A 22,848-nucleotide genomic window follows, 5' to 3' on the forward strand; every position below is an offset into this window, starting at 1 on the left:
AGAGTTTTACATTTGCTCCTGGCATTCCACCTATCGTACATTTAAGTTAGTCGTAAATTTTACTTTTAAATGTAATCTTTTCGGTAGTCTATGAATATGGAAGGAAAACCTATCTTCTATTCAGGAACACCATATGTAGTCCTCATGGGTATCGAAATGAATGAACAACGTCTGCAATTTGGCATGGAATTTCAGTTTGAAATGATCTTATTTGACATTAACCAGAAGACATTTTATAATTTATAATTGTAATATTTACAATTAAGGAGTGTGAACCATGTCAAAAACTGAACAAGTCTCCGATCCACGAATTCCCGTTACCATTCTTACCGGATTTCTAGGCGCTGGAAAAACAACCCTGCTTAATCATGTGCTTACCGCAAATCATGGACAGAAAATTGCTGTTATCGTAAATGAATTTGGTGAAGTTGGCATTGACAATCAGCTCGTTGTTGGCGCTGATGAAGAAATTTTCGAGATGAACAACGGCTGTATTTGCTGCACGGTTCGGGGTGACCTGATTCGCATTCTCGGTGACTTGATGTTCGCCAGAGAAGGTGCTGCTGGCAGTAAGAAAGTCGAATTTGATCGTGTCCTCATCGAGACGACGGGATTAGCTGATCCAGCACCGGTTGCCCAAACCTTTTTTGTAGATGAAGAAGTAGCCGATATGTATAAACTCGATGCGATTGTTACCGTCGTTGACGCCAAGCATGCCGGACAGCATTTAGACGATGGACATGAGGCCCAGGAGCAGGTTGCTTTTGCCGATGTCCTTCTCCTTAACAAAATCGACCTCGTTTCTGAGGAAGATGCTGCCAAATTGGAAATTCGACTGAAATCTATGAATGGCGCAGCCAAGATCTATCGCACGCAACAGTCCCGGATCGATATCAACCATATCTTAGGAATTGGCGCATTTGACTTAGAGAAAAAGCTGGAAATTGATCCCGGCTTCCTTGAAGAAGAAGCGCATGAGCACGACGATGAGGTCACATCGCTGTTCTTCCGTGAAGAGCGTCCGCTTGATTTGATGAAAATGGAACGATTTCTACAAGTATGGTTGTCGGAGCATGGTACGGATACATTCAGATACAAAGGCGTGTTACACATCAAGGGTGTGAAACAACGCGTTATTTTCCAAGGTATTCATATGCTTTTTACCTCGGCGCCTGATCGGGAATGGAAAGCGACAGAAACCCCTCATAATGAATTTGTCATCATTGGGCGCAACTTGGATGAAGCATGGTTTCGCGAACAGTTTGCAGCATGTGTCGCTGACTAATCTCTCCCTCTACCCTCTAATCTGTCTGCTTGCCGCTTCAGGCATCTGGACTAGTTACGAGGGTTTTATGTTACATAAAGAAAGAAGTAAAGGGGGGTTGTCCAGTGCTGGATGAACTCTATCGAAAGATGGTTATGGATCATTACAGGAACCCCAGGAACAAAGGGAAATTGCCTGAAGGGACGGTTCGGTTAGCTTATAAAAATCCAACCTGTGGTGATGTGATGGTTCTCTATCTGGATGTTGGAGAAGATCGTATTCACGACATTCGTTTCGAAGGCGAAGGCTGCTCGATTAGTATGGCCTCCTGCTCCATGATGACCGAACTCGTAAAAGGGAAATCTCTAACGGAAGTACAAGTGCTGATCACTCAGTTCACCAAGATGATAAAAGACGGGAATCCTGAGGATATAGACTTGCTCGAGGATGCGGCCTCCCTCTCTGGCGTACATGCCTTAAGAGCTCGACATAATTGCGCACTCATGGGCTGGCAAGCCTTGCAAAAGGCCCTTCAAATTCAGTAAGCAGCTAGACAAAACATACCCATGATCTCATCTGCAAAAGGAGTCCATTTATTCCATGAATGACAAACCAATCATCAATCTTCCTTCAAAAATAGAACGTCACAAGCGATTCGGCTCTGTGGACCCCATTCAAGGAACCAAACCGACAACCAAAGCGGAAATGGCAGATTTGCAGAATACCCCTCATGATTATCTGTTTCAGCTGGATAGCGTGGGGATCTGTCAGGTGCAACATCCGATCACAGTCTATTCCGATATCGAACCCATCGAGCAAACAACAGTAGCGTCCCTGCAATTGACTACAAGCCTGCATCGGGAAGCCAAGGGGATCAATATGAGCCGTTTGACGGAACAACTGGAAGTATACCGTCAAGAAGGCTGGTCAACGGAACTTGCTACGCTTGCCAAGTTCACCAAAGAATTGGCAGTGAGAATGAATCAAGATAAAGCCGAAATTAAACTTTCCTTTCCGTGGTTCTATGAAACAGCCTCGCCTGTGATGAATTTAAAAGGACTTAACCATGCTCAGGCAACGGTTCAAATGACATACCAGCAAGGTCAGTTGTTTACGAATGTTGGACTTCAAGTTGCTGTAGCCACTTTATGCCCCTGCTCCAAGGAAATTAGCGAGTATAGCGCTCATAATCAGCGAGGTATCGTGACGATATCCGTTGAACTTCATGCTGATTTTGAAGGTGACTGGAAAGTGCTGCTGCTAAGTGCCGCCGAGTCCAATGCCAGCAGCGCCTTATTTCCGATCTTGAAACGTCCCGATGAGAAAGCAGTAACCGAGAAAGCATATGAAAACCCCCGTTTTGTCGAGGACATGGTCAGACTTGTTGCAGCTGATTTATACGAGATGGACAGCGTGAGGTCATTTACGGTGGAATGCAGAAACGAGGAGTCCATTCACTTGCATGATGCTATCGCTAGAGTATCATATACCAAGGCATAAGCCAGCGTTTTTTATTTGAGTGGGAGGTAGTTAACGATGTTAACATCTGTAGAGCTCCATCGCCAAGAATCCCCAGCTACGGTTCGATGTATGATTGTGACTGTTTCAGATACACGAACACCGAATTTTGGCGAAGTCTTTCGATATTTAAGTTTTGCTGAGGATATTGGCTCCGCTGCGATTCTTAGTCGCGCTATCGCCGGAGTTACGATCTCCCGTTCATCTTGAATGGCCCCGTTAGAATACACATTGCGAAAACTCCTTCAGCTGATGAGAAAAGGTCGCCAGATGGCGACCTTAGTTTAATTCAACTTTTATGTTGATCCCCTCAAATTTAAATGTAAATATTACGATTTGAAAAGATGCTTTTAACCTGCTCGAACTGCCTCACGTCTGGCTTCTCGCTCCTGTTCACTCATTTTAGGACAACTGTAACAAAATCCCTTGCCTGTGTCCGTCTCATAAGCTAAACAGCACGTTGCTCTTTGGCGGATTTGCTGCTCTTCTTCTGTAAGGTGTGGAATGAAGCGGAACGAAACGTTGAATGGATTTCTAACCAAACCTAAGGATTCCAAATCTAACTCGTTCAAAAGCGCATCAAAATCAGCCAATATCGTATCTTTCCGGGCAGCTGAATTCTGTTCGAGCAAGATGTCCTTTTCATTGTGCAGCCTCGTTGTAAATTGCGCCCAGAGCTGATTCGCGGTTGCACCGCTGACGGTAACCAGAGATAAGATCAGCGGCTTCACTTCCTGGCTATAAAATTCATTTAAGATGCTTGTACGCCATGCAGAACGGTTCTCATCTGATTTCAGCGTGCTGAAGGGATCCTGAACATGAAGAACAAATGATGTCTTTCGTTGATTTCCTTCAAAATAAAGCTGAAATGAGAGATTAGCAAGTCTCACATCCAAAGCGGCATCGGTTAGAGAGATTCCCGCCTGGAAAGCCGCACAGACACTGCCAAACCAGCTCATAAAATGTGTAGCAGCCACCACAGGATTGTTTGTATGTATAAAAGGCATCAGCTTATGCAGGAAATCTTGAAGCGTGGTCTTACTTTTTAATCTCGAAAGTTGAATGCTCAACGATGCATCTTCTCTTCCTTTATCAACCAAATGATAATGTTTGAGTATTTGGCTGCTAATACCTTCTTGGTTCATGGGCCCTTACCTCCTGCTATTGAAAATTTTTGCTCATGTGCACAACGGTTTCTGATTCCCAATAGTATTCGACGTACCCGCGAGACTTCCAGAATGGATAACCGCCCGGCAAGAAAGTGGACGTATGCAAATAGCTCATCTTATAACCAGCTTCTCTTGCAAAATGCTCGGCGATCGCATAGAGACGACTTCCGATTCCCTTTTTCCGATGATCCGAATGAATATAAAACTTGACGATTTCACAAACCGGCTCGCGCCCGAATGCGGCTTCCACTTCGGGAAATCGTCTGTCATACGGTCTGACGGCAGCTGTGCCTATGATTTGGCCACTTGCATCTGTGGTAATCAAAAACAGGGCATTGGAAGGCTGAATATACACTTCGTCAAAGAATGCCAGATCATGCGGATCCTCATAATAAGTACCTTGCGGGTATAAATCGCTCATCACCGTTAATACAAAGCTTTTAATCTCGTCAATCCTGTCGCTGTCTGCTGGCACTATGCGATACGCTGTTTCTTGGTCCATTTGTACATTCCCCTCATTTTTTCTTCTGAATTCTGCTTCCCTCAGTCCATATAAATGGAACTCCCTTGACTAAAGTCCGCTCGTTGCTGTGCCTCGGCATTCATATGCAAAGTAGAATCGGGAACTTCCAGACTTTGAATCAGGTCTGATCTGTGATTGGCATGGTCAGCAGGGTTTACACTCCAAGGCTGCAGCTGCCAAGCCATCGTGCGAATGGTTTCCATATCTGCCAACGTCGCAAAGCCTTGCTCTTCCATCCAGTCATCATTAAACAAGGTTTGGATATAACGTTCCCCCCCATCGGCAATCATGCAGACAATGCGCTGATTCGGCGTAAGTTCTTGCGCAACATGGAGAGCAACCAGTGCACAAGCGCCGCTAGAGGGACCCATAAGGATGCCCTCATGACGAGCAAAGGCACGGGCTGTGAGAAAAGCCTGCTCATCCGTCACTTTATAAGTACGGTCAATATAGTCCATGTTCAGATTAATCGGTGTCCAACCAAGACCTACCCCGGGTATACGATAGGAATCCATATGACCACCAAAAATGGCAGAACCAACTGCGTCCACACCGATGATTTGCACATCCGGCGCAAAGGTTTTGAGGTACTTGGAAATGCCGCCTAGCTGCCCGCCCGTACTAACGGCTGCGATAACTACAGCCAGGTCAGATGGGCAATTATTCAGGATTTCACGCGCCGTGCTTTTAAAATGAGCTTCACTGTTAAGCAGATTAAAGCACTGGTCAGGACGATAACAATTCGGGATCTCTTTGGCCAGCCTGTTGGCAAGCGAAATTCTTGTTTTGTGATAGCTGCCACTGTCATCTTGCTCGGTTACCACAATAACCTCGGCCCCGAACCCTTTCAACAGCGCCAGATTAGCATTCGTTGTCTTGGGATCAACCAATACGATGACACGGTAGCCTCTAGCAGCACCAATCATGGCAAGGGAAATGCCAAAATTCCCGCTTGAAGACTCAATGATGGTGCCTCCAGGCTTTAACAATCCTCTGCGCTCAGCTTCAGTAACTAGATACATCGCAGCGCGATCCTTAATGCTTCCTCCGGGATTGTAGCGTTCATATTTCAACAAGACTTGGCCTTCATTCGCTTTATTACTGTTAGGTATCGTGATGAGCGGTGTATTGCCAATTGTCTCCAGAATACTGGCGATCATAGCTTAACCATCCTTCCTTCATAAAGACGCTGTTCCAGATCACCTGCACATTTGAGCAGCAATTGCGTATGCGGTTGACTGCTTTCATGAAGCAGCTCGCTAGGGCACTTAGTTTCACTAATGCTTCCATTATTCATCAAAGCGATATGATGGCAAAAGTTGCGCAGAACATGAATATCGTGTGATATCATCAGAATGGCGAAGTCAAACTGCTGATGCAGACGTTGGAGCAAGGCCAAGATCTGCGCTCGTACGCTCATGTCCAGGGCAGATACCGCCTCATCACAGATCAGCACTTCCGGCTCCAGCACCAACGCTCTAGCAATCGCAATGCGCTGACATTGTCCAGTACTTAACTGAGGAGGCCTCCTGTTGAGAAGATCGCCGGTAATGCCCACTTCATTCAGATAATAAGTTGCCTGCTCTTTTCGTTCTTTCCTGGTTCCGATCTGCAAGTATTGCAATGGTTCTTGGACCAACTCGAGCGCACTGCGCCCCGGGTGAAGACTAGCTCGGGCATCTTGGAAGACCAATTGAATTTTCCTACTCATCTCCCGTCTATACTTGCCTTGTATTCGGTTAATATGGTCCCCGCGGTACAACACACTTCCACCGCTTGGAGACTCCAATCCGACGATACATTTGGCTAACGTTGATTTGCCGCAACCGCTCTGCCCCAATATACCCAAGATTTCCCTGCTATTTAATGTAAGATCGATATCGTGTAATACACATTTCTTTGAATGAAAAGTCTTCTCCAACTTGCGAATCTGGAGTAGAGGCTCGCTATGACGCAGCAGTTCAGCACGATCATTAGAAGGCTTTACGATTTGAAGACGGGAAGCGAGCAATTGCTTTGTATAAGCGGTTCGAGGCTTCGACAATACGGCACTGGTATTGCCTTCTTCTTCAATGATTCCTTTATTCAATACGATTACTCTATTGCTTATCGCATTCGCCACTGCGATATCATGGGTAATCAAAAGAATGGTTAAACCCAGCTCTGCCTGCATCTTTTTTAATAAATCAAGCACTTCTTTTTGACTCACCGTATCTAACGCTGACGTAGGTTCGTCTGCAATAAGGACGGATGGCTTCAGACATAGCGCAAGCGCAAGGCAGACGCGCTGACACATGCCGCCACTAAGCTCAAAGGGATAACACTCCAGAATGCTTTTACTTTGCGCTTCTGTGAAATTAAGCATGCTCAGCATTTTTACCGCGATCGACATGACTTCATCCTTAGCAGCCATGCGGTGAAAGAGAAGAATTTCTTTGAAATTTTCTTTTATTTTAAGAACCGGGTTAAGCGCCAGCTGGGCATCCTGAAAAAGCATGGAGATGCCTCTTCCACGAATCTGATCCCACACTTTAGATTTAATTGTCATATCCACATGCCATGTGGAGCCAATCTGCAGGGTTCCGCTAGCGATATTCGCAGAAGGCGGAAGCAGCCCTGTAACCGCCTTGGCAATCGTTGATTTTCCGGAACCGCTCTCCCCTAAAAGGGCGAGGATTTCGCCTTTTGTCATATCAAATCCAAGCTGATCCAGAACGGCAATTGTGGCTTGGTTTTGCCTGTAAGTCACTTGTAAATTTCGAACCTGCAGGATCGCCTCACTTTGTCTTTCCAGCATGTATACTCCTCCCTTTGCGAAGCAATACCAGCTCAGTAAGCATGGGCCTGGCTACAGCTCCAATTTTTCATAAGGATCTAACCGGTCTCGCAATCCCTCACCAATCAAATTAAAGGCAAAGACGGTAAGAACGATAAACAGAACAGGTCCGATCAAAATATGCGGGGCTTGCATGAAATGCGCTCGCCCATCCGCCAGCATGCTGCCCCATTCAGGCGTAGGAGGCTGTGATCCTAATCCAAGAAAAGATAGTGCCGCAATGGATAAAATCAGGCTGCCCAGCTCAAAAGTAGCCAAGATGAGAACCGGACTTATCGCTTTAGGAAGTAATTCGCGAAAAATAATTGTCCGCGTTCTGGCTCCGAGTATTCTGGCCGCTGCAAAGGAGGTTTCACTCTTGGCATGCAAAACTACACTCCGGGTTAAACGCGCAAAGGAGACCCACCATACAGAAACTACAGCTATTAGAAGATGAACCAAGCTTGTGCCGAATAAACCGGCAATGACCATGGCGAGCACCATAAAAGGAAAGGCTAACAGCACATCAATAAGCCGCATCAGGATGCTATCAACGATAGAGCCATGAAACAAACCGGCTATAAGGCCAACCAAAAGTCCAGCCAAGAGGGCCGTACTTAAAGCCATCATGGAAGATACCAAGGTCGTTTTTCCTCCGTAAAGCGTTCGAGCGAACACATCGCGGCCAAATCGATCCGTGCCCATGGGGTGCTCAAAGCTTGGTTTCTCCAGTCGCTCGCTCACACTCTGTTTTAAAGGATCATAAGAAGTAAATAAGGGCGCACCCAAGATGAGTATGGCCAACATACTTAAAATAACGATTCCAACAATCAAGCTGATCGGACTTTTGATGCTACGCAACTTCTTCAACGCTTGCTTCTCCTTTTCGTTGGATTCGAGGATCTACCAACGCATACACAACATCAACGAATAAATGAATGAAGATCACTAACGCTACTATAATCAACGCATACCCCTGAATAACCGGATAATCTTTCAGCAAAATACTGTCAAGGGCATATTTGCCAATGCCAGGCCATGAAAAAATGCTTTCCGTGACCACAGCGCCGCTCAGAAGCCCCGTCAGGGAAAGGGCAATCATGGTAATGATAGGCAGCAGCGCATTTTGCAAGGCATGCCTGACGACCCTCTTGCGATCCAGCCCTCTGGCTTGAGCAGAGAGGATGTAGATTTGACCAAACTCGGACAGCATATTAGCTCGCATCATTCGTATGAATTGCGGTGCACCCATACAACCTAAAGTTAATGCGGGAAGCCATAGTCTTCCCGCGTTAACTTCACTACTTATTTCATAAACACCCACGGTTACGGCAAAGAAGGATAACAGGAAAAGCCCAACGACAAAAGCAGGTATCGAAGCCATAGCCACGCACGCAAGACGAATGACATGATCGGTCGGTCCCCCCGATTTAATCGCTGAAACTGCCCCAAAAAACAATCCCAGCACGACTTGAATGAGTAGAGCAACGAAGGCTAGCATGGCCGTTGCCGGGAGTCTTTGGGCAATTTCTGCGACAACCTGCCCCCCTGTTTGGATGGATGTACCCAAGTCAAATTGCAGCACCCGCCCAATCCATGCCGCATATTGAACGGCCATGTTCTGATCCAGCCCCAATTGCTCGCGCATCTCAGCTGCTTTGTCCTCATAGGCCTGTTTATCCAAAGCCGCCTCTGCAGGATGCCCTAGAAACAGTTCCACCGGATCGCCCGGAGCCATACGAATCAAGGCAAAAATAAGAATCGTTGCACATAGCAGCGTGAGCAAAGCTTCTAACAATTTTTTCAGTATGACCTTCAGCATTCGGATACCTGCCTATTGGGAGCTTATGGTCAAGTTGGCATTCACCACATTCTCATATTGTCTGAAATGATCTTCGAAGCCTTGAAGCGATTTACTTACCGCTGAAATTTGCGGACGCGGGAATAAACTAATGACAGGGGCTTGCAGCGCGACTCGCTCATTGATTTTGAGGGCCAACTCATGACGTGCAGCCTGATCCGGGGCTTCGGCCAATTGCGCCAGCAATTTATTTGTTTCTTCATCCTTGTATCCGCCAAAGTTTGCGCTTCCTTCTGGCGCAAATTGACCTTTTAGCAGCGCATATTCATCTCCGAACGTGTTCCATGCCTCAATAGAAGCGTCCCAGTCACCCGATTTCCGAGCCGTTTCGATTAAACTGTAATCCCCATGCTGAACACTAGCCTTGATTCCGATCTTGGTCCATTGGCTTTGCAAAGCTTCACCTAAAGCCTTATCGCCACCCCAAGTCATCAATCGCAGGGTTAAAGGATTGCCGTCCTTCGTTCGAATGCCATCCGAACCTTTTTTCCATCCCGCCTCATCCAACAGCTGCCCTGCTTTGTCCAGGTCCGTCTTCGTGTATACGGCATTTCTGGCTTCTTGGTAAGCCGGGTTGGAGCTTAGCCATGTCGTAATCGGTGTACTTTGCCCCTCTGCTGCAAGCACGACGAGTTCACTTCGATCTAGCGCCCAGGATAGAGCCTGCCTGACTTTCACATCGGCGAACTGAGGTTTGTTCAGATTCAAATAAATCGTTTGCGTATTAGCCGCCGGCGTAGCCGATAACCGGACCTCTTTATTATCTTTGAATTGAGCCAAGCTTGTTGCTGGTATATTTAAGACCACCTGGCTTTTTCCGCTTAATGCGGACAGCACCCTCGTTTGCTCATCGCTGATCGCTTGATAAACAATCCTTGGGATGACGGGAGCTTTCCCCCAATAGTTTTTATTCAGCTCCAGCACCATTTTTTGTTTAGGGACAAATTCAACCACTTTATACATACCGGAAAGATCCATCGTATCTACAGAATCCTGTTTGGCATCGGCATTAACAATCAAGGTCTGATAGTAAGAAAGATTCAGCGGCACTTGCAGATGGCTGCGCTTGGTCTTCACACCGATCGTGAAATCGTCCACCTTCGAGAAGGTTAAGTCATCCAAGTATGGCTTCGCCGTCAGATCCAGGGATCTCGAGCGTTCCAGCGAGGCGATTACGGCAGCGGCATCAACGGCTTTTCCACTCCAGAAGCTCGCTTTCGGTCTTAATTTAATTTCCCATGTCGTCGGATCGATTTCTTTGGCGCTTTCTGCCAGAGAGGGTTCGATCGCTCCCTTCGCATTGACTCTAAACAGTGCTTCACCGGCCCCTATGCCTCTTAAATAGCTGGACGTAAGCGGCTTCACGGGGTCCAAGCTTGCGGCAATGTCTTGCGCTGCCACATTGAGCTCTTTATTCATCGCTGGGTCAGTTGTACTGACTGCCATACTGGTTGCTGTACTGGTTGCCGTGCCGCTTGGTGTACCCGTTTTATTCGTGCACCCCATTACTGTCATGATTGCACCTACGAAAAGGATCAATAATAGCTTTTTCATCGACGTCTCACAAACTCCTTTGTCCATAACGTATAATTTTTATGTTCCTCCTAGATGGCTTGTGCAATGACCTGCATGCGTCTTCCTCGCAAGCTTTGGCTATAAATGAAAGGACTTTCCGGATCATAGGTGTCAATATGGGGGGCCGGTTTATCAAATAGCTGCAGAAGGCGAAAACCGCTTGATGTAAGATATTGTACGAATTCTTGAGGGAATAGAAGACGATGTCTCAGATGTTCGACAATGGGGGTTTGGCCTTCGATGGTCCAGCGATAATCCCGCTCGAGCATTTGATTCGGCAGGTCGATGCTAAAGCGTGTTTGCAGGGATACAACCGTATCGTTTACTTTTCTCTGCTCTACGAGATCTTCGGTCAGCCATCGCTGTCCCTCTGGGGTCAGGAAAAAGGCCGCATTTCGCATATCCAGGTACAGCAATCCCCCCGTATGAAGATGCTTGCGAAAACACTGTAAACTTGCGAGTACCTCCTCGTTGGTGAAATTGTACAAAAACGTGCTTCCCACGCAATAAAGAGCGTCAAACTGTTGCTTAAGTGAAAAGTCAGACTGATTCCCATAGACGAAGGACAAGTCAGGATAGTGATCTTTTGCCCAGGAAAGCATCTCTTCAGAGTTATCCAGACCCACAGCCTCATAACCGGCACGATTCAGATACGCCACCTCGCGCCCAGGTCCCGAACCGATATCCAGCACTCTCTTCCCTACCTTATATTCAATCAAAAGCTTATGTATAAATTGGGCCATACTTTGGTCATGCTCCCCGTTAAATACCAGGTAAAGCGAAGGATTCGTATGTAAAAAGTTATCGGTATCCGTTTTAATATGCATCCGTTTCTTCCTTTCCCTTGTTGCTGGTGTAACAATACAGCTCAGAGGATGAGCCGCTGAACTGCGTGAAGGGGAAGGGTTCAGCAATTAGCGCCGTCACGCCATTATTCATGAATTGAGCTACTACGGCACTTCCCGTTTGGGCATAGACGGTTAATGGGATCTGCCTTTCTCTGACACGCTCAAGGATAAGGTCAAACGTGCCATTGCTTAACGTCATCGCTGTGCAAATGACACTGTCGGCCTGATCCAGCACGATGTTCATGTCCTTCTCAACAACGTGTCCCGCTTGTGTCTTTTCCATCTGCAGGTCACAAGGCAAACAGACTCCCCCTCGTTCCTGAATGGCTTCTACCAAGGGGTTGACCACACCGATAAGCGCAACTTTTTGTGAGGTTTGAATATCAGCAACCTGCGCAATCAGCGCATCACGCTGTTTGGCTTTCTGAATAGGAGTTCCCGCCGAAAGCTCAACCACCTTCGTGCAATTCGATTTGTGTGGATAGATGACGCCCAAGTACGCATCCATCGCTGCAATTTGTGCGGGCAGCCTCTCATCTTGTAAAACAGCATCCAGGAAAAGCCCTGAAAACTCAGCTGCTACTTCCATATTCAACTGGGCGGAGGTATGCGAGCAGGCTCCGAAATAAGATTCTACTCTTAGCAGTAAATAATAATTGTGATATTTGGTCGTAGAGGATGGAAATTGTGTAGTCTGATAAATATAGGAGGATCCGGTTACGGGCAATGTATCAGGCTTGGGGCCAAGTTTACCCTCTAGTATAGCTTGTCGTAAATTTGTTACGGTCAATTGAGCTTGCGTTTGCAGATGAATCACTCCTTTATAGGATCGAAACCCAAGATAATTCGTTTAAGCGCTTCTTCGCCATAGTGCCTGGCATTAAGACCTTCCGTGTCTTGCGAGATCACGTGGCCCAAGTAGCAAGCATTATCAATAGGAGTCTCAACGGACTTACCGATAAAATCCTCCATCTTGTAGCGGGCAATGTGTTCATCCGACGCGAGAGATTCTATTCCTTGGACGTGCGTAATGGTACCGCACTGCGGGGGAACGAGAAACAGCGCAGCAGCACTGATGATTCCACGATCTTTTCGGGCTAAAGCAGGCTTTATGCCCAAAGAGAGTTCAACAAAGGCTTGGAGTAAATCTAAGCCCGTTACGCGTTCAATGAGTTCCACAATATAATTGCCAGCCGTTCTGGGATTGATCTCAACAATTCTAGGGCCATCGACCGTGAGCTTCACTTCGGTATGGGCAATCCCGTGATCGAAGCCAACTGCTTGAAGTGCATCACGTACAAATCTCGTTACATCCTCATACATCCCCTCTTCCAACTTTGCCGGGAACATGTGACCATTTTCGATAAAGTAAGGGGTTCCTGTAATGGATTTGTCCGTAATGCCGATTATTGTGGTCTCGCCATTATAGGAAACACTCTCCACACTGACCTCCTCTCCGCTCATATACGCCTCAAGAAGATAGGTGCATTCTCTCTCTTGGTCTCGAAAATTAAGCGGAAAAGCTTCAAGCGCATCATAAGCTTTTCGTAATTCCTCGGGGCTTTGGATGAGGCTGACAAAGGCGCTAGATGCAAGGTCTACAGGCTTTACAACTAGCGGATACCCAATTTCCTTCGCAGCCTGTTCGACTTCCTCCCAACGATGTGCAAGCCGATAGTTCGGGTTTGCCAGATCAGCACGGTCAAGCGCTTGTCGCATAAGATGCTTCTGGCGTACCGTTTTCACTTCATTGGGGAAAGGGGATGGCAGATGAAACGCTTTAGCTACTTCTCTCACGATTTCAATGTAATAGTCACAGACTGTAATAACGCCATCAAATGGATAGGGTCGCAGGAATTCAATCAAACCTTCACAGTCATTCGTCTCCGTAACGAGAACCGCGTCGGCATATCTCAGAACGGGATGCTTCTCTGTACCAAATCCACTGTCATAATGCCCCGGCTTGCGAGTAACAAAAGTGTACGTGTGTCCCATTGACTTCAGGAGTGGCGGCAATAAATTACCGCTAGCCCCCACCCAGCTCTCAATCATCAAAATATGTGCCATAACAACCTCCAACACTTAATAATAGTATTCATTCTCAATTATGGTGCTACTGTTTGCTTTCTGGCTCCCCTCATCATCAAGTATAAATAACAATCCACATCCATTTTAATTGTAAAAATTACAATTAAACAGAATATACTATACATACTTATCCAGTGTCAATCATTTATAATTAACCATTTTATTTAAAAGTAGGAAATGGATCCTTGAATACCCTCCAGTTCATGTTCATCTCTTCGGCTGTTAACAACACTTCATCCAAGGTGCGCGTAATTTCATCTCGATTCATCTCGATACCGATTAAAACAAGCTTGGTCACTCGATCTCCCCAAGTCTCATCCCAATCGGGGGATTTCGGATAGTCTTCTCCGAAATGCATGAATCGTTCTTCAGGCGATAACACAGCTACCCACAGGCCTGCTGGTGACAGCTGTTTGGAAACACCAGCTTGACTGAAGGAAAGCGCCGTATTGTTCCGCGTAGCCAACCAGATTAACCCTTTAGATCGAACAACCGATTTCGGCCATGCAGCCAACCATTTGGAGAATCGCTCAGGATGAAAGGGGATTTTGCGCGTATAGACAAAGGAGGAGATGCCATATTCTTCTGTTTCCGGGGTATGCGCCTCCTTTTGCAGCTCCTGAATCCAGCCTGCCGATTGACTCGCCGCCTCAAAGTCGAATAAGTGGGTGTTCAGGATTTCCTTTGGATTCACTTGACCATGAGTTGTTCGAATAAGCTTAGCTTTGGGCTGCAAGCCCTTTAAAGCCTTCTGCAGTTTTTCAAGCTCAGCCTCTGTCACCATATCGCATTTATTTACAATCAGCACATCACAGAACTCTACTTGCTCTGTCAGCAGCTGAACCACTCTTCTATCATCATCACTTCCTGCTTCCTGTCCGCGGTCCTTCAGAGTATCACGCGTATGATAGTCCTGCCAGAAGTGATAGGCATCAACAACGGTTACCATACAATCCAGTCTAGTCAGCCTCGCCAGATCGATCTCGTTCTCTTCATCTACATAGGTGAAGGTTTGCGCGACAGGAACAGGTTCTCCCACGCCGGTCGATTCAATGAGAATGTAATCGAATCTCTTCTCCAGCGCTAGCCGCTCGACTTCCTTCAGCAGATCATCGCGAAGTGTGCAGCAAATGCAGCCATTAGACATTTCCACGAGCTTTTCCTCGGTGCGGCTTAGTCCCCCGCCTTCACGAATCAAATCAGCATCGATATTAACCTCACTCAGATCATTGACAATGACCGCTACCTTCAAGCCCTCGCGATTATTCAGTACATGATTAAGTACAGTCGTTTTGCCGGCACCCAAATATCCGCTTAACACGGTAACCGGAATTCGTTCACTTTCAGCTATAACGTTTTTCATCGTTTTGCACGCTCCCATTTTGTATTAGATCAACCCTGCAAGGCATAATACACTTAACGCAGAAGATTTGACGAGCATACGCAAAATAGAGAAAATAATACCTTTTTCATGCGAATGCCAGGCAAATCGACCACATTGTACTCGGAGGTCAACCTGCTCCTGCGATGATGCAATCACATGATTTCATTTACACACCTCGTTTGATTAAAATGTAATTATTACGATTAAAAGGCGCGACTATAGAAACTATAATCGTTTACATCTAATTCCAAACCAGCTGATCTTCCTCATTCCCGGTGGTACGACTGCTCATCTCAAAATCTCCTTGCTGTGCTTTAGGATTGTAGGCCTTATAAGCGTCGGCAATTTTCTCATAGCTCATTTCGCTGTCTTCAATAATCACTTTGCGTTTAGCCTTGAGGATAATTTGCTCAATATCCGCGAAGCTGCATCCGCGGAGAATCGGGGTTGACTGTTCAATAACTTGCAGGCTTGATTCCGATTCTCCAAGCAAATTGATCAAAAACTGCTTGAGCTCCGCTAGTCCCGGAAGGCCATACGTCATCCTTGTATCAAAACGGCGCCATACCGCATTGTCTAATTCTTCCTCCAGATTCGTCGCGGCGATAAAGGTACTGTCACCTTGGAACTCATCCAAACATTGCAGGAGCGTATTCACAACGCGCGCCATTTCTTTGACCTCATCGATAGCATCTCGTGCCCTGGCGATGGCATCAAACTCATCTAGAAACAGAACACAGGTCGCAGCTTTGGCAAACTCAAAAATTTTCCTAATGTTGCTCGCCGTTTCACCCAGATGACTATGAATAATCGCATCCAAACGAACCACAATCAGTGGCAAATTCAATTTATGGGCTAAATAAAAAGCTGTCAAGGTTTTACCTGTACCTGGTGGACCGAACATGACGATTTTGTTTGGAATCGAAACGTCAGCTTCCATAAACTTCTCTTTCATCCCTTGAATGATAAGAAATTCATCAATGATTTGTCGATTGCTCTCTTGCAAAACCATATGTTTGATTTTCTTTGCACATTCCATTGGTGAATACACTGTGGCGGTTTCAATCCCTTTGGACTTGGGCATTCGATTGTAGTTCTTACTGTTTTTATTCATCTTTACTTAACTCCTTCGTTCCTACTGCGTTCTATATTGTTAAATAAGTCAGCACTTCTCTCCAGCAGTAGACAAAATGACCGGTTATGACCTATGTAAAAGGAAGATAAATCGTACCTGTTGCGTTCAGGTTCATAAGTGACCATCAGACGATGTTTCATCCTCATCATGGCTAATTGAACAAAGTGATCTGCTTCCTTGGAAGCGCATATGGTTAAATAGGCATATAGGGAGTGATCTTCGGGCTCATCCAGTACACTGACTCCCGCACAGGAATATTCCGTCTTGACCTGCTTTTGGTTTAACAGCCAAAGCGCTTTATGAAGTTCAGCATCGACATGCACCTGATCCAGCAGCATGGTTTGTTTCGGACGTCTACGTAGCTTGACGTTTGAAGTCCATCTTACTAGCTCCTGCTCTCGTCGATTCCACTGTGCTTCTGAGTGTCTGCTCAGTATAATCTCATCGGATCCATTAACGTTCAATTTTGACATGTGCACATTCCTCAACACCTGTAATTTGACCCTATTTGCAAAAGAAGGCAGGGCTCATCAGCCCAACCTCCCTTATGAATAGTAAGATTAGCGCGTTTCACGATGAAGCGTATAACGCTTCAGACGTGGGCAATACTTGCGCAGTTCCAATCGAGCCGGTTGATTTCTCTTATTCTTTGTTGTTGTATAATTACGATCACCGGTCTCTGTACAAGCTAATGTAACGACAACTCTCATGGGATTCACCTCCTGTTTGTAATTAGCCTACCGCTACTTCTTCCATTGCTGCATTGGGCAGAATGTCCTCATATTGGGTCCAGTCTTCCTGCATCTCCGTATCCGTCAATAAGCAAGCATCCAGGGATTGAATGATCTCATTCTTATCCATGTCCATGCCGATAAACACGATTTTATTGATCCGATCGCCGTAAGTCTCATCCCAATGCTTGATTTGATCAGCATCTTCTAGGAGAACAGCCTGCTTCTCTGCTTCCGGGAGCGCAGCGACCCAATAGCCTGCGGGTCCGAAACGTATAGAGGGCCCAGCTTGACTCATATTTTGAGCAAAATCGTTTCGCGTAGACAACCACATGATTCCTTTCGCTCTTACGATTTCCGCCGGCCAATCCTCCATCCACTGCATTAATCGTACTGGATGAAACGGCTTCACTCGCTCATAGACAAAAGAACCTATCCCGTATTCTTCCGTTTCAGGCGTATGTGCTTCTTTCTCCATTTCTTTCATCCAACCTGCTGATGTACTTGCTTCGTCGAAGTCGAACAAATGCGTGTTCAAAATATCCGCAGGGGCTACTCGCCCATGTACAGAGCGAATCAGCTTGGCTCTTGGCTGCAGCGAGCGAAGCACACCCTCCAATTCCTTCAGATCTTCTTCACTTACCATATCGCATTTGTTCAAAATAAGCACATCACAAAACTCGATTTGATCTATGAGCAAATCAACGACATCCCTCGTGTCGTTCTCATCGACAGCTTGGCTGCGATCGAGCAGCGTCTCTCCGGAAGCATAATCATGCCAAAAACGATAAGCATCTACAACCGTCACCATACAATCCAAACGACAGAACTGGGAAAGATCGATACCTTGTTCCTCATCGATGTATGTAAATGTTTGTGCCACTGGCAGTGGTTCGCCAACACCCGTTGATTCAATCAAGATGTAATCAAACTTATCTTCTTTGGCTAGCTTCTCGACTTCCTTAAGCAAGTCTTCCCGAAGCGTACAACAGATGCAGCCATTGGACATTTCCACAAGAGATTGACTCGTTCTTGAAATTCCGCTGCCATCTCGAATAAGGTCTGCATCGATATTCACTTCGCTTAAATCATTGACGATAACCGCTACTCTTAGACCATCGCGATTGTTTAAAACATGGTTAAGCAAGGTCGTTTTCCCTGCTCCCAAATAACCGCTTAAGACGGTTACTGGTATTTTCTTTTCTGATGTTAACATGCAAGACACCTCTATTAGTTGTAATTATTACGCTTTTATCGGAGGATAAAAAGCAAACCAAGGTTTGCTTTTAGTTGTAACTTTTACGATTACAAGCAACAGTTTACTCACTTTATTATCATTTTATTCATTTAATGCTTTCTTCAGAGCTTTTAAATTGTTCTCCATAATGCCAATATAATCAAGGTTATTCTTTTTATCGTCGTCGGTCAAGCCTTCGATTGGATTCAGTACATCCGTTTTCGCACCAATTTCCTTGGCAATGGTTTGCGCAATCTTAGGATCAACCAATGTTTCAAAGAAAATCGTTTTCACTTGATTTTCTTTGGCGAATTTTATTACTTCCGCCATTTTTTCCGGTGACGGCTCTTGTTCTGGAGATAAGCCGGAGATTGGAACTTGTTTTAAACCGTAGTCCTTGGCCAAGTAGCCGAACGCCGCGTGCTGTGTTACGAAATCTTTGGATTTTACATTTTTCAGATCTGATTTAAAAGCCTCGTCCAATTTTTTTAACTTAGCCATGTATGCATCTGCATTCTTCTGGTAGTCATCTTTGTGGGCGGGATCGGCTTTTGTTAATCCTGCTTGTATGGCTGCAACTTCTTTCTGAGCTAGTGTCGGATCAAGCCACACATGAGGATCAAGAATCTTGCCACCCTCTTCTTGTTTGTCATGCTCAGCCTCTTCTTCCTCTTCAGGTAAGCCTTCCATAAGATCTAAACCTTTGCTGGCTTCCACAACAACACGCTTATCGTTAGGTGTGCTTTCCAGTGCTTTCTCGGCCCAACCTTCTACGATCCCATTATAAACGAATAGGTTCGCATCCTTAAGCTGCGCCATATCCTTTGCGCTAGGCTCCCAATCATGCGGCTCAGCTCCTGCCGGAATAAGTCCAATCACATCGGCATGATCCCCGGCAACCTGCTTGGTGAATTCATACATCGGATAAAAAGTGGTTACGACTTTTAATTTGGACGCACTACCTGCAGCAGGATTTGTGCTAGCTGGGGACGACCCCGCGGAACACCCTGATAATAGAACGGCAGATAAAGCTGTAAATGCGAGAGATTGTGCAACCCATGTTTTTTTCATTTTAATTTAATCCTCCTAAAAATATAATAATGGATGTGAAAGCGGGCATTATTCGGACAAACCAGGCATGCTATTGATAGGGGCAACTTCCCCTTCCAAACTTTTTGAATTTCTTACTTTTCCCCATTTAACTAAAGCCTTCTTTAAGCTAATGCCGGCAATAAGGAAAAACAGCAGCAAAAGAGCGATTGTTCCTCCAGGTGGTGTACTCAGCTGATAGGATGCCGTCAGACCAGAGAATACGCCGAGAAGTCCAATTCCCATAGCGATAAATATGGCTGAATAAAAGCTTGAAGCAATGCGAATAGCTAATGCAGCTGGAAGTACAACTAGTGCAGATACGAGTAAAACACCTACAATTGGCATCGCCGCCGAGACAATCATGCCAGTTATCACACTAAACCCAAGGGATATCCATGAAACCGGCAGTCCGCTTGTTTTAGCGGTATCCTCATCGAATGTGATTTGATAAAGCGGCCGCCGGAAGACAAAGAAAAACGTTCCGCCTATCATTGCAACAGCAAACATAAGAATCAACTCGGTCTGATTAACAGCCACTACGGAACCAAAGAGGTAGGCGGAAAAGCCCTTGTTAATGCTTTGATTAAGATTCATGAGTACCACCGCAGTCGATAAACCACCGACCATGATGATAGCTACTGAGATTTCACTGTATGTCTTATAAGATCTTCTGACGTATTCCACTGCCACCGCACCTAACGTCGCTACAACAAATCCGGTTAGGGTAGGATTCATGTGCAAGTAGGCTCCGCCAGCTACGCCCGCAAGAGAAACATGGGAAAGCATGTCAGCCATTAAGGCTTGCCGTCGCAGCATAAGGTATACGCCAAGCACAGAAGCTAGAAGTGCGATTAGCCCACCGGCACAAAATGCCCGCTGCATGAAGTCGTAGTGCAACATTTCCATCCGCCTTCCTCCTTTCGTTCCAGCTCAATGATTCGATCCAGGTAGGGTTTTACTTCAGATAAGCTGTGAGTAACCATGATTACCGTTCTTCCGTGTTCCTTTACTTGATGATTCATGAGTGCGTAGAAGCCCATACGACTTTCTTGATCCATTCCCGTTGTGGGCTCGTCTAATACTAGCAAGTCCGGTTCTTGAGCAAGAGCTCGTGCAATACAGATCCGTTGTTTCTGTCCACCGGATAGCTCCCCAATCTTCCGATCACGTAATCCCCACATCCCTACCTGCCGTAATGCCTTCTCTGTCTGATCCATATCTTCCTTTTGTAACCTGCGGAACCAAGAACCTCGGGCTGCTCTTCCTGATTTTACAAACTCAAGAATCGTGCTGGGAAATCCACTGTTAAAAGCAGCGATTTGTTGAGAAACGTAACCAACTCTGAGCTTGTTCCCATCACTATTCTTAGCTGATAAATAAACGTTGCCTTTCCAAGGCGTATATAGGCCCAATAACAGCTTAAGCAGTGTTGACTTTGAAGCTCCATTCGGCCCTGTCACCGCAACAAATTCGCCTGATTGAATCTCTACATTCGCATCTTGAATGCAAGGCGTTTCGCCATAGCCGTATTCAACCTCTTTCATTGAGGCAACTAGCATCTTCTCAGATCCCTTCATCATATCACGTGTCAAGTAATAATTACGATTAATGAATGTAATTTTTACGCTTAAATGATATAAACAATCATTCAATTATATTCTTATTCGTTATCGAATATATCTTAAAGTTTATCGCTTTTCTCAAATAGTAAACATTACATATTACATCGTAAAATATATCTTGTTTTATTTCTAATGTCAATACTTCAAAAAAAGAGATAATCCACAACCCTATTGATGGACTGTTGAATTAACCCTTTGATCAAGTAACTATCCCCCTAATTCCGGCACTCTTCACAAATGCCATACACTTCAAATCGATGACTGACAATCTTAAAATTGCCAGGAAGCTGCAGCGCTTGTTCCATCGGACAATAATCAAATGTAAGCGTTTTTTCACAATTGGTGCAGATCAAATGATGGTGATGATGATGCACGCAGCTGGCGCGGAATTTCAAACCACCCTCCATAAAATAAAACTGCTCCAAAGCACCCATATCGCTCAATAAGCGTAAATTTCGGTATACAGTATCGAAACTAACACTGGGATAGTCCAGAACCATTTGATCATATACGTATTTAGGCGATAAGTAACCGTCTGATTTGGAGAAAATTTCAGCTAACGTTCGCCTCTGCTCTGTAATCCTCCAGCCATGCCTAACCATACTATCAATCATCTCTTTGACCGTTGTTTTTTCTGACATTTATCATACCCTCTTCGCTTTTATATATATGTATAGTGAAGGATATTTTTATGTTAGTCAAGTAAGCAGCGCAATGCCAAATTTGCAAAACAAGGGTATATTTTCAAGTCAAAAATGCCATTAATCGTGAATGACTACTTTTGTTTTTACCGGAATATTTTCGTAAATCCCTTTTGCATCTGGAACGCTTAGACGGAAACACCCGTGCGAAGCTTTTTGCCCAAGTTTGCGTGCTTCATCCTCTAATACATTCCCATTAAATCAGCTCAGCTCGCAGCTCGCTCAAAGTAATATTGAGATTACCGCTAAAATTATCCTCTTTAAGTAGACACTCGGCAAAACCCGTCATGGTATGATGGGAGCGCGTGAAAGCATAAGGGGGATTTTGTCATGAAAAAAAAATGGACAGAAGCTCAATAATTATTCAAGAATAGATGACTATCCGTTTCTAGGAGCCAAAGTCATTCATATGTTAGGTTTGTGTATCGCCAATGCCCTAGGCAGGTCTGAATCAAGGCTTCGATAATGAAAAAATGAGGGTGGAATGTTCTGTGAGTAAAATTAATTTTCATCGTACATTTAAGAAGGTGTCCCAGTTAAGAGCGTATTTGCCGGATACCGCGAGGGGCAGAGAACCCCAAATTGCATGGTATCTGGAGCGTTACCCTGCCATATTCATTAAACCTAATGGAGGAGGACGTGGGATCGGCGTAACGAAAGCCTGGAAAAAAGGGGCCTTGATCTATTATGTAAAAGAAAAAGGAACGCCTAGAACCGCCAATTCTGTCCGTTCCCTATCGAAACAATTAGGCCTAAAAAAGAATCCGCACATTGTTCAACAGGCTATTCATCTCGCCAAGGTCGATGGACGCCCCTTTGATATTCGCCTCATGATGATGAGAGATCAGTTAAAGCGATGGAAATATATAGGCATGATTGCAAAAGTAGCAGGAAACCAAAGCGTTATAACCAATGTCGCCAGGGGAAAAGGATATGTAATGTCTATTGATCACGCTTTACAAAAGTCATTGGGCCTTACAGGGGCGAGAGCTTCAGAGAAAAAAAATGAAATGATACGGCTGGCGAAGGTATGTACACGTATCTATAGTAAAAGCAGATACGATTGGCAGATCGGATATGATCTGGCGATTGATAAGGATGGTAAGGTATGGTTCATCGAAATTAATCCCACTGTTCCCGCTCATGGATTGTTTCGAAATGAAACGAGCACTTATCGTAGGATTAAGCAGATTGCGGCTTTCCATAAACGACAAAAATAAATATCTTAAAGTCAAGTCGAAGTCACGTATGTTTTTCTATGTACTTCGACTTTTTACAATGTGGT

23 protein-coding genes and 1 pseudogene are annotated in these 22,848 nt (G+C 45.3%); 4 read left to right on the forward strand and 20 right to left on the reverse strand.

Annotated features, from left to right (window positions below):
• Positions 1-277: 277 nt before the first annotated feature.
• The 3 genes from B5M42_RS02340 to folE2 all read left to right on the forward strand — a co-directional run bounded on the left by B5M42_RS02340 (position 278) and on the right by folE2 (position 2,764).
• Positions 278-1,285, forward strand: a complete 1,008-nt coding sequence (locus B5M42_RS02340) for a CobW family GTP-binding protein (protein ID WP_134748679.1) — start codon at positions 278-280, stop codon at positions 1,283-1,285.
• Positions 1,286-1,389: 104 nt separating this feature from the next.
• Positions 1,390-1,809 carry a Fe-S cluster assembly sulfur transfer protein SufU gene (gene sufU, locus B5M42_RS02345; protein ID WP_134748677.1) on the forward strand — a complete coding sequence of 140 codons (420 nt, stop codon included), beginning with the start codon at positions 1,390-1,392 and terminating at the stop codon, positions 1,807-1,809.
• Positions 1,810-1,864: 55 nt separating this feature from the next.
• Positions 1,865-2,764, forward strand: a complete 900-nt coding sequence (gene folE2, locus B5M42_RS02350) for a GTP cyclohydrolase FolE2 (protein WP_134748675.1) — start codon at positions 1,865-1,867, stop codon at positions 2,762-2,764.
• Between the two features lie 368 nt (positions 2,765-3,132).
• Here folE2 and B5M42_RS02355 read toward each other — a convergent pair whose 3' ends face one another.
• The 20 genes and pseudogenes from B5M42_RS02355 to B5M42_RS02450 form a co-directional block, all read right to left on the reverse strand.
• A complete protein-coding gene (locus tag B5M42_RS02355) occupies positions 3,133-3,927 on the reverse strand; it encodes a (2Fe-2S)-binding protein (protein ID WP_134748671.1) in 795 nt (264 codons plus the stop codon).
• A gap of 16 nt (positions 3,928-3,943) precedes the next feature.
• Entirely contained in the window at positions 3,944-4,453 is a 510-nt protein-coding gene (locus B5M42_RS02360; protein WP_134748669.1) for a GNAT family N-acetyltransferase, read from the reverse strand.
• A 41-nt stretch (positions 4,454-4,494) separates the two neighbouring features.
• Positions 4,495-5,634 carry a cysteine synthase family protein gene (locus B5M42_RS02365; RefSeq protein ID WP_134748667.1) on the reverse strand — a complete coding sequence of 380 codons (1,140 nt, stop codon included), beginning with the start codon at positions 5,632-5,634 and terminating at the stop codon, positions 4,495-4,497.
• Positions 5,631-7,271, reverse strand: a complete 1,641-nt coding sequence (locus B5M42_RS02370) for an ABC transporter ATP-binding protein (RefSeq protein ID WP_134748665.1) — start codon at positions 7,269-7,271, stop codon at positions 5,631-5,633. Before B5M42_RS02370 ends, B5M42_RS02365 begins: the two co-directional genes overlap by 4 nt.
• A gap of 51 nt (positions 7,272-7,322) precedes the next feature.
• A complete protein-coding gene (locus B5M42_RS02375; RefSeq protein ID WP_230632588.1) occupies positions 7,323-8,159 on the reverse strand; it encodes an ABC transporter permease in 837 nt (278 codons plus the stop codon).
• Positions 8,143-9,111: an ABC transporter permease gene (locus B5M42_RS02380; RefSeq protein WP_134748663.1), complete on the reverse strand. Its 969-nt coding sequence runs from the start codon at positions 9,109-9,111 to the stop codon at positions 8,143-8,145. The genes B5M42_RS02375 and B5M42_RS02380 overlap by 17 nt, the downstream gene beginning before the upstream one ends.
• Before the next feature lie 12 nt (positions 9,112-9,123).
• Positions 9,124-10,704: an ABC transporter substrate-binding protein gene (locus tag B5M42_RS02385; RefSeq protein ID WP_134748661.1), complete on the reverse strand. Its 1,581-nt coding sequence runs from the start codon at positions 10,702-10,704 to the stop codon at positions 9,124-9,126.
• A gap of 50 nt (positions 10,705-10,754) precedes the next feature.
• Positions 10,755-11,552, reverse strand: coding sequence for a class I SAM-dependent methyltransferase (locus B5M42_RS02390; RefSeq protein WP_134748659.1), 798 nt, complete (start codon positions 11,550-11,552; stop codon positions 10,755-10,757).
• Positions 11,542-12,162: a Rossmann-like domain-containing protein gene (locus B5M42_RS02395; protein ID WP_230632638.1), complete on the reverse strand. Its 621-nt coding sequence runs from the start codon at positions 12,160-12,162 to the stop codon at positions 11,542-11,544. Before B5M42_RS02395 ends, B5M42_RS02390 begins: the two co-directional genes overlap by 11 nt.
• A 224-nt stretch (positions 12,163-12,386) precedes the next feature.
• Positions 12,387-13,640, reverse strand: a complete 1,254-nt coding sequence (locus B5M42_RS02400; protein ID WP_134748657.1) for an ATP-grasp domain-containing protein — start codon at positions 13,638-13,640, stop codon at positions 12,387-12,389.
• 181 nt (positions 13,641-13,821) lie between these two features.
• A complete protein-coding gene (locus B5M42_RS02405) occupies positions 13,822-15,024 on the reverse strand; it encodes a GTP-binding protein (protein WP_134748655.1) in 1,203 nt (400 codons plus the stop codon).
• A 262-nt stretch (positions 15,025-15,286) separates the two neighbouring features.
• Positions 15,287-16,159, reverse strand: a complete 873-nt coding sequence (locus B5M42_RS02410; RefSeq protein ID WP_134748653.1) for an AAA family ATPase — start codon at positions 16,157-16,159, stop codon at positions 15,287-15,289.
• A gap of 2 nt (positions 16,160-16,161) precedes the next feature.
• Positions 16,162-16,653: a hypothetical protein gene (locus B5M42_RS02415; protein ID WP_134748651.1), complete on the reverse strand. Its 492-nt coding sequence runs from the start codon at positions 16,651-16,653 to the stop codon at positions 16,162-16,164.
• A gap of 87 nt (positions 16,654-16,740) precedes the next feature.
• The gene (rpmG, locus tag B5M42_RS02420; protein WP_134748649.1) at positions 16,741-16,890 is read right to left on the reverse strand and encodes a 50S ribosomal protein L33; all 150 of its coding nucleotides are present in this window, start codon (positions 16,888-16,890) and stop codon (positions 16,741-16,743) included.
• A gap of 22 nt (positions 16,891-16,912) precedes the next feature.
• A complete protein-coding gene (locus tag B5M42_RS02425) occupies positions 16,913-18,127 on the reverse strand; it encodes a GTP-binding protein (RefSeq protein WP_134748648.1) in 1,215 nt (404 codons plus the stop codon).
• 123 nt (positions 18,128-18,250) lie between these two features.
• Positions 18,251-19,219, reverse strand: coding sequence for a metal ABC transporter substrate-binding protein (locus B5M42_RS02430; protein ID WP_134748646.1), 969 nt, complete (start codon positions 19,217-19,219; stop codon positions 18,251-18,253).
• A gap of 48 nt (positions 19,220-19,267) precedes the next feature.
• Positions 19,268-20,146 (reverse strand): metal ABC transporter permease, encoded by an 879-nt coding sequence (locus tag B5M42_RS02435; RefSeq protein ID WP_134748644.1) that lies wholly within the window; start codon positions 20,144-20,146, stop codon positions 19,268-19,270.
• Positions 20,092-20,799, reverse strand: a complete 708-nt coding sequence (locus tag B5M42_RS02440) for a metal ABC transporter ATP-binding protein (RefSeq protein WP_134749070.1) — start codon at positions 20,797-20,799, stop codon at positions 20,092-20,094. The genes B5M42_RS02435 and B5M42_RS02440 overlap by 55 nt, the downstream gene beginning before the upstream one ends.
• A 278-nt stretch (positions 20,800-21,077) precedes the next feature.
• Complete coding sequence (locus B5M42_RS02445) at positions 21,078-21,503, reverse strand: Fur family transcriptional regulator (protein ID WP_134748642.1); 426 nt, start codon at positions 21,501-21,503, stop codon at positions 21,078-21,080.
• A 120-nt stretch (positions 21,504-21,623) separates the two neighbouring features.
• Positions 21,624-21,752, reverse strand: a pseudogene (locus tag B5M42_RS02450) (L,D-transpeptidase); the annotation flags it as partial.
• Positions 21,753-22,054: 302 nt separating this feature from the next.
• On the opposite strand from B5M42_RS02450, the gene B5M42_RS02455 reads away from it, so the two are divergent.
• On the forward strand, positions 22,055-22,783 hold the full coding sequence (locus B5M42_RS02455; RefSeq protein ID WP_167689507.1) for a YheC/YheD family protein: 729 nt from the start codon (positions 22,055-22,057) through the stop codon (positions 22,781-22,783).
• Positions 22,784-22,848: the final 65 nt, after the last annotated feature.

It is taken from the genome of Paenibacillus athensensis (genome assembly GCF_004514475.2).
Classification (GTDB): Bacteria; Bacillota; Bacilli; order Paenibacillales; family NBRC-103111; genus Paenibacillus_AL; species Paenibacillus_AL athensensis.